This is a genomic window from Pseudomonas sp. FG43 (assembly GCF_057809175.1).
In genome coordinates this window covers 1-12,362 of the sequence record NZ_JBMDJL010000022.1, presented here as the reverse complement: position 1 = coordinate 12,362, position 12,362 = coordinate 1, and the positions used below count along the sequence as shown (strand labels likewise).

At 58.0% G+C, this 12,362-nt stretch carries 12 protein-coding genes; 7 read left to right on the top strand and 5 right to left on the bottom strand.

Going from position 1 to position 12,362, the window contains the following annotated elements:
• The 4 genes from ACODS3_RS21885 (at position 1) to ACODS3_RS21870 (ending at position 4,054) form a co-directional block, all read left to right on the top strand.
• Positions 1-534: a GNAT family N-acetyltransferase gene (locus ACODS3_RS21885; RefSeq protein ID WP_201020330.1), complete on the top strand. Its 534-nt coding sequence runs from the start codon at positions 1-3 to the stop codon at positions 532-534.
• Positions 531-839 carry an urease subunit beta gene (locus tag ACODS3_RS21880; RefSeq protein WP_201005062.1) on the top strand — a complete coding sequence of 103 codons (309 nt, stop codon included), beginning with the start codon at positions 531-533 and terminating at the stop codon, positions 837-839. The genes ACODS3_RS21885 and ACODS3_RS21880 overlap by 4 nt, the downstream gene beginning before the upstream one ends.
• Positions 840-1,003: 164 nt before the next feature.
• Positions 1,004-2,704, top strand: a complete 1,701-nt coding sequence (gene ureC / locus ACODS3_RS21875) for an urease subunit alpha (RefSeq protein ID WP_201005064.1) — start codon at positions 1,004-1,006, stop codon at positions 2,702-2,704.
• Between the two features lie 234 nt (positions 2,705-2,938).
• The gene (locus tag ACODS3_RS21870) at positions 2,939-4,054 is read left to right on the top strand and encodes a sensor histidine kinase (protein WP_201020329.1); all 1,116 of its coding nucleotides are present in this window, start codon (positions 2,939-2,941) and stop codon (positions 4,052-4,054) included.
• Positions 4,055-4,094: 40 nt separating this feature from the next.
• Here ACODS3_RS21870 and cbpA read toward each other — a convergent pair whose 3' ends face one another.
• On the bottom strand, positions 4,095-5,045 hold the full coding sequence (cbpA, locus tag ACODS3_RS21865; RefSeq protein WP_489036224.1) for a curved DNA-binding protein: 951 nt from the start codon (positions 5,043-5,045) through the stop codon (positions 4,095-4,097).
• Positions 5,046-5,178: 133 nt separating this feature from the next.
• Positions 5,179-6,867 (bottom strand): DUF4153 domain-containing protein, encoded by a 1,689-nt coding sequence (locus ACODS3_RS21860; protein ID WP_489036222.1) that lies wholly within the window; start codon positions 6,865-6,867, stop codon positions 5,179-5,181.
• 176 nt (positions 6,868-7,043) lie between these two features.
• On the opposite strand from ACODS3_RS21860, the gene ACODS3_RS21855 reads away from it, so the two are divergent.
• Positions 7,044-8,309 (top strand): Hsp70 family protein, encoded by a 1,266-nt coding sequence (locus ACODS3_RS21855; RefSeq protein ID WP_201020326.1) that lies wholly within the window; start codon positions 7,044-7,046, stop codon positions 8,307-8,309.
• Positions 8,310-8,414: 105 nt separating this feature from the next.
• On the opposite strand, the gene ACODS3_RS21850 is transcribed toward ACODS3_RS21855, so the two are convergent.
• Both ACODS3_RS21850 and ACODS3_RS21845 read right to left on the bottom strand, forming a co-directional pair.
• A complete protein-coding gene (locus ACODS3_RS21850; protein WP_201020325.1) occupies positions 8,415-9,425 on the bottom strand; it encodes an AI-2E family transporter in 1,011 nt (336 codons plus the stop codon).
• A gap of 188 nt (positions 9,426-9,613) precedes the next feature.
• Entirely contained in the window at positions 9,614-9,904 is a 291-nt protein-coding gene (locus ACODS3_RS21845; protein ID WP_489036219.1) for a PsiF family protein, read from the bottom strand.
• 134 nt (positions 9,905-10,038) lie between these two features.
• Here ACODS3_RS21845 and ACODS3_RS21840 point away from each other — a divergent pair, with 134 nt between their 5' ends.
• The gene (locus ACODS3_RS21840; protein WP_201020324.1) at positions 10,039-10,917 is read left to right on the top strand and encodes a DMT family transporter; all 879 of its coding nucleotides are present in this window, start codon (positions 10,039-10,041) and stop codon (positions 10,915-10,917) included.
• On the opposite strand, the gene ACODS3_RS21835 is transcribed toward ACODS3_RS21840, so the two are convergent.
• A complete protein-coding gene (locus ACODS3_RS21835; RefSeq protein WP_304574761.1) occupies positions 10,914-11,804 on the bottom strand; it encodes an alpha/beta hydrolase in 891 nt (296 codons plus the stop codon). The genes ACODS3_RS21840 and ACODS3_RS21835 overlap by 4 nt on opposite strands.
• Positions 11,805-11,980: 176 nt before the next feature.
• Here ACODS3_RS21835 and osmE point away from each other — a divergent pair, with 176 nt between their 5' ends.
• A complete protein-coding gene (osmE, locus tag ACODS3_RS21830; RefSeq protein ID WP_201005192.1) occupies positions 11,981-12,319 on the top strand; it encodes an osmotically-inducible lipoprotein OsmE in 339 nt (112 codons plus the stop codon).
• The last annotated feature ends 43 nt before the right edge of the window (positions 12,320-12,362 follow it).

Genomic DNA, 12,362 nt, shown 5'->3' with positions numbered 1-12,362 from the left:
ATGAATCCTGCACAGTTACGTCGTGTAAACGCTGACAGCTTTGCGCACTACCGCCACGGGCTGGCCGAGCTGTTGCTCGATGCTGTACGCCACGGTGCTTCGGTAGGATTCATGGCCGACCTGGATACAGTGCAGGCCCTTGCCTGGTGCGATGGCCTGAAAACGGATATCTCCAGCGGCAACCTGCTGTTGTGGGTGGTGGTCCAGGAAGAACAGGTGCTGGCCAGCGCGCAATTGTCGCTGTGCCAGAAGCCCAACGGGCTCAATCGCGCTGAAGTGCAAAAACTCATGGTGCTGCAACAAGCCAGAGGTCGCGGCCTGGGCACACAGTTGATGGAGGCCGTCGAGCATGCCGCCGTCCAGCACAAGCGCGGCCTGTTGCATCTGGACACGGAGGCAGGCTCGCCTGCGGAAGCCTTCTACCGCGCCCTCGCCTACACCCGTGTCGGCGAACTGCCGGATTACTGCGCCACACCGGATGGCCGCTACATGCCAACCGCCATTTATTTCAAAACCTTGGGGCAACAGACATGATCCCTGGCCAATACCAGATTCAGCCCGGCGACATCGAACTCAACGCCGGACGCCGCACCATCAGCCTGACCGTCGCCAACAGTGGCGACCGCCCGATCCAGGTCGGCTCGCACTTTCATTTCTTCGAGACCAACGACGCCCTGACCTTCGACCGTGCCGCCAGCCGAGGCATGCGCCTGAACATCCCGGCCGGCACCGCCGTACGCTTCGAGCCGGGCCAGGCCCGGGAAGTAGAACTGGTGGACCTGGCTGGATTGAGGCGGGTTTTCGGGTTTGCGGGTCGCGTTATGGGAGACCTGGATTGAAATAACGCTTTCACCCAGAAACGGATTCCATGTAGGAGCCAACTCGTTGGCGAAGAGGCCAGCACTAGCTGCAAGCTTCAAGCTGCAAGATAAAAGCAGTCCGGCATCGAACAACTTATAGCTCGCAGCTTGAAGCTTGCAGCTCCAACCCCGAGACCCGAAAGATGAAAATAAGCCGACAAGCCTACGCCGACATGTTCGGCCCCACCGTTGGCGACAAGGTTCGCCTGGCCGATACCGAGCTGTGGATCGAGGTCGAAAAGGACTTCACCACCTACGGTGAGGAAGTGAAATTCGGCGGTGGCAAGGTCATTCGTGACGGCATGGGCCAGGGCCAGTTGCTGGCCGCTGAAGTGGTGGACACGCTGATCACCAACGCCCTGATCATCGATCACTGGGGCATCGTCAAGGCTGACGTCGGGCTCAAGAATGGCCGCATCGCCGCCATCGGCAAGGCGGGCAACCCGGATATTCAGCCGGACGTGACCATTGCCGTGGGCGCGGCGACCGAGGTGATTGCCGGTGAAGGCATGATCCTGACCGCTGGCGGCGTCGATACGCACATTCACTTCATCTGCCCGCAGCAGATCGAAGAAGCGTTGATGAGTGGCGTGACCACCATGATCGGCGGCGGCACCGGCCCGGCCACCGGCACCAATGCCACCACCGTCACACCCGGCCCGTGGCATATGGCGCGCATGCTCCAGGCCGCCGACTCGTTCCCGATGAACATTGGCCTGACCGGCAAAGGCAACGTCAGCGTTCCCGGCCCGTTGATCGAACAGGTCAAGGCCGGGGCCATCGGCCTGAAGCTGCACGAAGACTGGGGCACCACGCCCGCAGCCATCGACAACTGCCTGAGCGTGGCCGACGAATACGATGTGCAGGTCGCGATTCACACCGACACGCTCAACGAATCAGGTTTCGTCGAAACCACACTGGGAGCGTTCAAGAACCGCACCATCCACACCTATCACACAGAAGGTGCCGGTGGCGGCCATGCGCCGGACATCATCAAGGCCTGCGGCTCGCCCAACGTCCTGCCAAGCTCCACCAACCCGACACGGCCGTTCACCCGCAACACCATCGACGAGCACCTGGACATGTTGATGGTCTGCCATCACCTGGACCCAAGCATTGCCGAAGACGTGGCCTTCGCCGAAAGCCGCATCCGCCGGGAAACCATTGCCGCCGAAGACATCCTTCACGACCTGGGTGCGTTCTCGATGCTCAGTTCCGACAGCCAGGCCATGGGCCGTGTCGGTGAAGTGATCATGCGCACCTGGCAGACCGCCGACAAGATGAAGAAACAGCGCGGCCCACTACCTGGGGATGGTCCAGGCAACGACAACTTCCGCGCCAAGCGCTACATCGCCAAATACACCATCAACCCGGCAATCACCCATGGCATCAGCCATGAAGTGGGCTCCATCGAAGTGGGCAAATGGGCGGATCTGGTGCTGTGGCGTCCGGCGTTCTTTGGCGTGAAACCGACGCTGATCCTCAAGGGCGGTGCCATCGCGGCCAGCCTGATGGGCGACGCCAACGCCTCTATTCCGACACCGCAACCCGTGCATTACCGCCCAATGTTTGCCAGCTATGGCAGCTCATTGCACGCCACCAGCCTGACCTTCATCAGCCAGGCAGCGTTCGACGCCGGCGTGCCAGAAGCCCTGGGCCTGAAGAAACAGATTGGTGTGGTCAAGGGTTGCCGCAGCGTTCAGAAGAAAGACCTGATTCACAACGACTACCTGCCCGACATCGATGTCGATCCACAAACCTATCAGGTCAAGGCCGACGGCGTATTGCTGTGGTGTGAACCGGCGGATGTGCTGCCGATGGCGCAGCGGTATTTCCTGTTCTGACCCGACGAGGGCCTTCCTGCGGGAAGGCCCTTTGGGTTTTCAGCCGCGCCGGGGTAGGCTATCGGAAGCCTATACTCGCCCTTTGCGATCAAGCCGGTCACTTTCAACATATTGAAGTGACTCTCAAAAAGTTGACTTAAGAGACAAATAACGTCAAACGGCTGTTTGTCGGACAAAGCAAAGACGATAATATGCCCGACACCTCCTCATTACCCCGAAGCAAGGTAACCGGCAATGCGCCTATCCGAATTCATCGTCGCTCATGTGGATCGCATCGTCGATGAATGGGAAGACTTCGCCAAGACCCTGACTCCTGCGGCTGACTCCATGAGCCGTGTCGAACTGCGCGACCATGCCAAGTCGATTCTGCTGGCCGCTGCACGGGACATGGATGCTGCCAGGAGCAAACAGGCCGCCAGAGTTCCGGGCACTGTACTGAACCTGGATGAAGCAGCCGCCAGCCATGGCGAGCTTCGGCATACCGTGGGCTTCGATCTGGTGCAGATGACTTCCGAGTTTCGCCATTTGCGCTCCAGCGTCACTCGCTTGTGGACCGAAAGCCTGGAGACACCGGCACAAGCCTCTTTTGAGGACATGATCAGCTTCAACGAAGTCATCGACGAAGCACTGGCCGAATCCACCGCTGCGTACGTCGAGCAGGTAACCCGCTCGCGGGATATGTTTCTGGCCATTCTCGGCCATGACCTGCGTGCGCCGTTACAGGCCGTGAGCATGTCTACAGACATGTTGATGCGCAAGACAGAGCAGAATGAAAAGACGCTCTCCTATATTTCCCAGATCAAAAGCAGCACTCGGCACATGGGCGCCATGGTCGGGGACCTGCTGGAATTCGTGCGCAGCCGACTCGGCGCCAGCCTGCCGGTGGAGCGCAAGCCCATGGACCTGGCCGCTGCATGCCGCGAAGCCATCGAAGAAGCCTGTGCCGGTCAGCCAGCCAGCACACCGACCCTGAAAGTGGCGGGCAATACCCGAGGCGAGTGGGACAGCGCCAGGATTGGCCAACTGCTACAGAACCTGATCGGCAATGCGTTGCAGCACGGCACCTCGAGCAACGAAGTCAGCGTCAAGGTCACTGGCTGGGAGGACAATGTGGAACTGATCGTCCACAACGATGGCGAGCCCATTGCGGAGGACGCCATCGGCACGATTTTCGACCCGATGGTACGCAGCGTGAACCCTGACGCCGAAACCCACAACCCATCGACCAGCCTTGGTCTGGGCTTGTTCATCGTCAAGGAAGTGGTCAATGCCCATGCCGGCAGCATTACGGTGACATCGACCATCGGCGATGGAACCACGTTTACCGTGGTCCTGCCGCGCACGGCTTGAACCTGCAGGTGGCCGGTCTGTCGACCACCTGACTCATGGCTCAATTACCCCACTGGCTCCGTGGATCAAAGGCAGACTTGTCAGCCAGCTTTTGCCAGAGGGTCTTGGTGGCATCATCGATCGTTCTGGGCATGACGATCTTGAGCTGAGCGTACAGGTCGCCACGCTCGCCTTTCTTGTCCAGCAAGCCATTGCCCTTGATACGCAGACGCTGACCGTTCTGGCTTTCCGGACGAATGGTCAGGTTGATCTTGCCGGTCAGGGTCGGCACAGCGACCTTGGCACCCAACGCAGCCTCCCATGGAGCCAGTGGCACGGTGATGATCAGGTCATGATTCTCGACCTCGAACATCGGATGCGGTGCCAGGCGGATGATCAGGTACAGATCGCCATTCTCGCCACCTGCAACACCCGGCGCGCCCTGGCCCTTGAGGCGGATACGCTCGCCATCCACGACCCCGGCAGGAATCTTCACGTTCAGGGTCTTGGTGACGTCAGCCATGCGTTGCCCGTTGGGGCTGTGCTGCGGAACCTTGAAACTGACCTGCTTGGACTCACCCGACAGGGTTTCTTCCAGGAAGATCGCCAGTTCCATTTCCACATCCTGCCCCTTGCGGCCCTGGTTACGGGTACGACCGCCCTGCTGCTGAGCCCGACCACCGAAGATCGAACTGAAGAACTCGGAGAAGTCCGTGATATCCCCACCAAAACCACCGCCGCCCGCACCCGCACGGCTCTGCCAGCCGGGTGGCGGCTGGAAAGGCCGCCCCTGACGCCCGTACTTGCGCAGCTCGTCATACTCGGCACGCTTGTCCGGGCTGCTCAGGACTTCATAAGCCTCGGACGCTTCCTTGAACTTGTCTTCCGCGCCGGCTTCTCTGCTGACGTCCGGATGATACTTGCGCGCAAGCTTGCGATAGGCCGCCTTGAGCGCCTTGTCGTCGACCGTCGGCTCAACACCGAGAATCTTGTAATAATCTTTGAAATCCATCTAACGATCACCCATCCCCAATATGCCCAGCCGCACCATACGTAACTATCTACCCTGTCATGGGGCGGTGCCTGGAAAACTCAAGTCGCAGAGTGTATCCGTAAACGGTCGCAATGGATGACAACGCCATAGCCTATTGATGGGCTGACGTGTGATCTCTCTCTATATTCGGGGTATACAACTGCCCGTCGATATCCAGATTTCGATAACGCGGCTCGACGAGCCTTACCTTACCCGCCCGGATCATATCGGCCAGCTCCTTGCCGGTATGAAACGAGCCATCCATTCTCCCGATCTCTTCCCACTGGCCGTCTGCATTGCGTTTGAAGATATACATCCACGCCTGAGTCGAAGCAAAAAACTGCACCACTTCGTTCTGACCGTCACCATCCAGATCGATAACCCACATAACGCATTGCAACTTATTGCAGTTGAGACTCCCCAGCTTGGGATTGGCGAATTGTTCATGACCATCCACTGGCTCGCCGATCCAGATCCGGTTCTGATCTGGTACAGGGATCGCCCTGTAGCGTTTCGTAGAGGTTTCCAATGCGTCATACATCCGCGTCTTGAGGACTTCACGGGCATTGGCGTCCATGTTCTGCGGGAGCTGGTCCAGGTCCGCCATCAGACGGTTAAATGCCCGCAGCCCCGGTTTACCCAAAGAGTTGCGCAGGGAATAGGCATCGAAAATGGCAGGCGATGTCGTTCCATCCATCAACCGTTGTATCTGATTACGAGCGCTCAACTCTTCCGGGTTCCACCAAGGCGTGTGAGTCGAAACCACCACTACGCACACCAGCAAGGCCAGCCAGGGATTGGTTGCTCGTAGATTGCCCAGCCAGTCAGCGCCTGATCTCAAGACCGCCCACAGCGCAGCCAGACTGTATAGAACGGCGATCACCACTGACAACAGACCGATGATGCGCGATGGAGACAGCCCGTATTGCTCGATACGCAGCCAGGTTGAATAAGCCGCCAACACTGCCAGCACCGGCAATAGCAGCAGGCTGGCGTTTATCATCCACTTGAGCCCCTGTGGATAAGCCTGTGGCTGGCTGCCATCCTGAAACACGCCGTTGACCAGAAACAGATTCGCAGCCACCAGAGACAGCAGGATCGTAGTGGCGCGGCCAGTCTCCCAGATTGACTGCAGCCCGGTAAACGGCAGTGCCAGAGAGAAAAACACCACGATCAACGCCGTCAGCGGTGCCAGAAAACGGCACAGACTCAGCAGAACACCCCGCAGCATGCTGATGACTTTGTCGTTCTCACGCCCTATGCGTATGCCCAAGGAGAACACCATGCACAGACTGACAATATTGAAGTTCCGGGTCTTGATCACCTCTTTGAGTGCGCCGATGCCAATCATCTGGAACAGACTCGCGCATAGCTGCAACAGTGACCAGAACAGTCCTGTCAGCAACAGAGCCAGCAGCAGGATGAGGCCACTGTTCCAGGCGTGCTGAAACAGCACCCGATAAGGCAGCCGTAGCCTCTCGCCTGATGGCCAGCTGAGGATGAAGGCCGAACAGATATAACCCACGATAAGTGAGCCAAAGATCCAGTGCTCGTCCCAGGATCTCAACGACCTGTGCATGGCCCATTCAGTAATGGCGGCCAGTATCAAAGCCAGCAACCCGGCCCCGATCCAGGCACCACGCTGCCTGAAATGGTTACCCAGCAATTGCAGGTTGACCCCGAAAACCAGAGCAGCCACGACAACAGAATTCCTTTCGAACTCCCAGGAGAACACCATCACGACGGCCTGCAAAAAGCCGACGGAAAGGTAAAACGGGAGGGTTCCCTTGAGTACGGGCATTCAACTTCCTTATTGAAAACGAGAGCCTGGGCCTCAACCACAAACCATGCAGAAACCAGAGGGCGGCGGGATCATGTCACGTAAAATGCTGTAACTCCATTCGCCTGACAGCACTACGCAATCACGATGCACTGACATACACTGCGCGGCCGTTTTTTGACTGGAACGTAAAAGACATGAATGACCAATCCCCGGCCCGTGCCTGCGGCATCGATTTCGGCACGTCCAACTCCACTGTCGGCTGGCAAAGACCAGGCGTGGAATCGTTGATTGCGCTGGAGGACGACAAGATCACTCTGCCGTCAGTGGTGTTCTTCAACATGGAAGAGCGCCGCCCGGTGTATGGCCGCCTGGCGCTGCACGAGTATCTGGAAGGCTACGAAGGCCGCCTGATGCGCTCGCTCAAGAGCCTGCTGGGTTCCAAGCTGATCAAACACGACACCAGCGTGCTGGGCACGGCCATGCCATTCAAGGATTTGCTGGGGCTGTTCATCGGCGAGCTGAAAAAGCGTGCAGAGCGCACCGCTGGCCGGGAGTTCGAGCAGGTTGTGCTGGGCCGTCCTGTGCATTTCGTCGATGACGACGCGCAAGCGGACCAGGAAGCCGAAGACACCCTGGCCGAAGTCGCTCGCAAGATCGGCTTCAAGGACGTGTCATTCCAGTACGAACCCATCGCCGCAGCCTTCGACTATGAGTCGAGCATCAATAGCGAAGAGCTGGTGCTGATCGTCGACATCGGCGGTGGTACTTCGGACTTCTCGTTGGTGCGCCTGTCACCGGAGCGACGTACCCACAACGACCGTCATGAAGACATCCTGGCCACGGGCGGCGTGCATATCGGCGGGACCGACTTCGACAAACAACTGAGCCTGCAAGGCGTGATGCCGCTGTTCGGTTATGGCAGCCGCATGAAAAGCGGTGCCTACATGCCTACCAGTCATCACATGAACCTGGCGACCTGGCACACCATCAACGCCGTGTACTCGCAGAAATCCCAGTTGGCGCTGGGCAGCATGCGCTACGACATCGAAGATACCGGTGGTATCGACCGCCTGTTCAAACTGATCGAGCAACGCGCCGGGCACTGGCTGGCAATGGAAGTGGAAGAAACCAAGATCCAGCTGACCAACGCCGAAAGCCGCCATGTGCCCATGGATCGTATCGAAAGCGGCCTGAGCGTGGATTTGAGCCGGGCAATGTTCGAGTCAGCCATCGATGCCCAGCTTGAGCGCGTGCGTGACAGCGTGAGCAAACTGTTGAGCGATGCAGGCGTGGGTGTCGAGCAAGTGAACACGGTGTTCTTCACCGGTGGTTCAAGCGGCATTCCGGCCCTGCGCAACAGCGTGTCTGCAATGCTGCCCAATGCCCGCCATGTGGAAGGCAATATCTTCGGCAGTATTGGTAGCGGCCTGGCGATCGAAGCGAAGAAAAGGTATGGGTAAAAAGTGAGCTGCAAGTTTTAAGCTTCAAGCTGCAAGAAAAAGCAGACGGTATACGCGCTGTGCTTTTACTTGCCGCTTAAAGCTTGCAGCTTGAAACTTCCCCTCCTACACCAACCCTTCCTTCTGCAACTCGCTCTTGAGATACGCATAGTAGATCGGCCCGGCCACCACGCCCGGCAGGCCGAAGGCTGCCTCGAAGAGAAGCATGGCCAGCAGCAGCTCCCACGACTTGGCATTGATCTGCCCGCCGACGATCCGCGCATTGAGGAAGTATTCGACCTTGTGGATCACGATCAGGTAGGTCAGCGCCGCGAAGGCCACCCAGATCGACACCGACATGCCGACGATGAAGATCAGGGTGTTGGACATCAGGTTACCCACTACCGGCAGCAGGCCGAGCAGGAAGGTCATGATGATCAGGGTCTTGGTCAATGGCAGGTGAATGCCCCACAACGGCAGGACAATCGCCAGGAATACCGACGTAAAGGCGGTGTTGAGCAGCGAGATCTTGATCTGGGCAAAGACGATATTGCGGAACGCACGGCTCAACAGGCTCAGCCGGTCGAACAGCGCAGCAGCCAGTGGCTTGCGGGTATGAACGTCCGAGATTCGCTGCAAGGCGATGATCGCGCCCAGCACCATGCCGATCAGCATGGTCACGAACATGTGGGCCGCGCCCTTGCCGATCATCTGCAACTCACCGATATGCTTTTGCAGCCATTGGCCCAGGGAAACCTGAAACTCGGCTGCACTGGCCGGCAGGTAGGCATCAATGAAAGGCGGTAACTGCCCACGGGCGCGGTCCACCAGAACCATGAACTTGTCCAGTGACGCGCCGGGATTCTCGGCCTCATGCAATACAAAACTGATGGCACCGGCGAAAATCAGCGTCAGCAGACTGACAATGATGGTCCCCAGCAAGGCCACGGCAAGCCATCGGGCACGCTCACCGGAAATCAGGCGTTGCAGCCTTGGGGTCAGCATGTTGACCAATTCGTAGACCAGCAGACCTGCCAACAGACTTGGCAAAAGCTTGAAAGGCAAAATCAGCAGCAAACCGCCAAAAACCAGAATCCAGCTGGCCAATAACACCTGACGCAAAGAAAACGTTGGCATAAAGCCTCAACGGGCGGCCCAAAGAAGACGGCAGTCTGCCAGCGTTCAGAGCCGAGGACCAGTGATCCGAAGGTCAGAACAGCAATAGCACGCGCCTCGGCTCAATAGCTGCGGTGCGAATCAGGCCCAAGCGCTTTATTTCCCGCACCTGGGCCAATATTCAGGCCAGTGAGCCCATCACCGGAAAATTATTTCTTCTTGAGACAATCACTCATGAAGCTCTTGCGAGCATCGCCCTTGAGAGCTTGAGTGGTAGCGGTCGCATTGCAGGTCTTCATTTTTTCCTGCTGGGTTTGCGCCGGAGCCGGTGCAGCCTTCAGGCATGTGCTCATGAATGCCTTACGTTCATCGCCCTTGAGCGACTTGGCAGTGGCATCCGCGTTACAGGAGGTCATCTTGTTCTGCTGCGCCGTGGCAGCAAAGCCTTGGGCGGATACCATCAGACTAACGAGCAACAAAGAAATACCGAGCGTCTTCATCAGGTCAACTCTCCAGAACGACCGTACCGATCAGCGCGGTCTCAAAAGAGTGTAGTCAAAGATGTTGCGATATATGTCGAGCCAAGACACCTTGTCAGGCGGATAATCACCTCTCGCTTTTTATCGGTTACCTCATGCAATACGCATTTCCTCTGCTGACCATCCTGATCTGGGCAGCCAATACCGTCATTACCAAGGCTGCATCGGAAGTGATCTTCCCCGCCGAGATCGGTTTCTATCGCTGGCTACTGGCAGGCCTCCTGTTCACGCCGTTCATGCTCAGACCGGTGTGGAAGAACCGGGCGCTCATCAAACCGGTGCTGGGCAAGATCGTCGTATTGGGCGTGCTGGGCATGGCGGTGTACCAGAGCCTGGCGTATTTCGCCGCCAGCATGACCACGGCCACCAACATGGGGATCATTCAATCCCTGGTGCCCATGATGGCGCTGGGGCTTTCAATTGCCTGCCTGGGTAATCGACTGACTTTCGGCGCCTTGTTCGGGGCCGTATTGTCTTTTGCCGGTGTAGTCGTGGTGGTGTCGGCCGGCAATCTGACCGGGCTCATCGAGCAGGGCATCAATCGTGGGGATGCGATGGTTCTGGTCGCGGCAGCAGCCTATGCCGTCTACAGCACCCTGCTGAAAAAGTGGCAGTTGTGCCTGCCGCCCTTGCAGTTGCTGTACCTGCAAATACTGATTGCGATCATTGTGCTGTTTCCGCTGTTCATTCTCTCGCCCCGGACAGGCCTGAACATGAGCAACATCCCCATGGTCCTGTATGCGGCCATTCCGACTTCTATGCTCGCGCCATGGTTGTGGATGACCGCCATCATGCGTCTGGGACCAAGCCGCACAACGCTGTTCTTCAACCTGATGCCCATTGCGACTGCCCTGATCGCGGCAGCCTTTCTGGGCGAGCAACTGGCGCTTTATCACCTGGCCGGTGGAGCATTGACCTTGTGCGGAGTCATCCTGGCAGAGCGCTGGAAAACCCCGATGCGGCAGACCGCTTAAAGCCCAGCGGCCTTGAGACGTGCCGCATGGTCAAGGAAGAGCTTTACGGGGTTCGCGCCCTTGCCCACAAGGCCAAAGGTCTGGTTGACGATATCGAAGTGATCGAGCGGGAAGTCATCGCCGATCACAGTCCCCAGATGCGAGCTGAAACGCCCGACCATGCCGTCGCACTGGCCTTTTTCCTTGACGAAGGTGCGGGCGAAAATACGACAGGTCACGTTGGTCCCGTCGATCAGGTTACGTCCTCGATTGGTAATCCCCGGCTTCAGAATCCCGGACCAGGAGTAATAGCGAACGCCATTGACCAGTTCCTCGCCTTGCCCACCCCAGGTTTGCGGCAACCCTTGAGGGTACTGCCTGTTAAACAGCGCAACCCCGGTCGTGGTCAGCGACTGGTGGGAAGCCGAGATATTCATCGGCAACTTGGGTCCGCGATACCCGGTCTCAAACGTCGTGATCGTCCAGGACAGCAAACCGATCACCGCATTGACGACACGCCCACCCGCACTGCCAACCGGAAAAGTACGCTCCAGATAATCCGCCAGCTCTGAGCCCTGATTGGGACCGGCCACTGACGTCACCGAGGCCACCAGTTCAGGACGTTTGGCGGCGACATAACGAACAGTCAACGCGCCCTGGCTATGGCCGATCAGGTTGACCTTGGCTGCGCCGGTTTCACGGACGGTCTTCTCAATGATCTTGAGCAGTTGCTCTCCCCGTATCTCGGTTGAGTTGACCCCGGAAACCATCACCGGAATCACCGTCGCCCCACCCCGCTCCAGTGCCTTGATGATGCCGAACCAATAGGGATAAACCAGCAAACGCACAAACCCCAAGAGACCGGGCACCAGCAATAACGGATATCGCGTAGCTTGTTCTTGCGCCATGTGTCCTCTCCGACGTTAGCCAATAGCTAGAACCTTAGCGGTGTTTGGCAGCAAGACAGATATATATGACAAACACGTGTACTGCCTTATTGCCATCCATTATCGAACTCTCACGCACCTTCCCCTCTCCAAAGCACATCGGGCCAAGACCGGCTCTGTCATGCGGAGAGACAATGATGTACAAGAAAATCCTGGCGGCTACCTGTGTATTGGGGACATTGGCGGGTTGCGGTACGGCAACCGTACAGAATCCGGTGGACTTCGTGACCTATCGCAACGAGCCACTGGTCAAGCAAGTCGAAAACGGCATGACTCGACAGCAAGTGCTGACCATCGGCGGCGAGCCTTCGTCCACAGTGGACCGCAAGGTCAGCCCAGGAACCTGCAATAACTACGTGATGACCAAAGATGGCCACAAACAGGTCTACCACGTCAGCTTCAACGGCGACGGCCGTGTTACCAACAAAGGCTTCATGACCTGCGAACAGCGCGAAGCGAACGAACGCGCCCTGTAAGGCTGATGCCGAACAGTTAAGGTCATAACTCACTTTGTGGGAG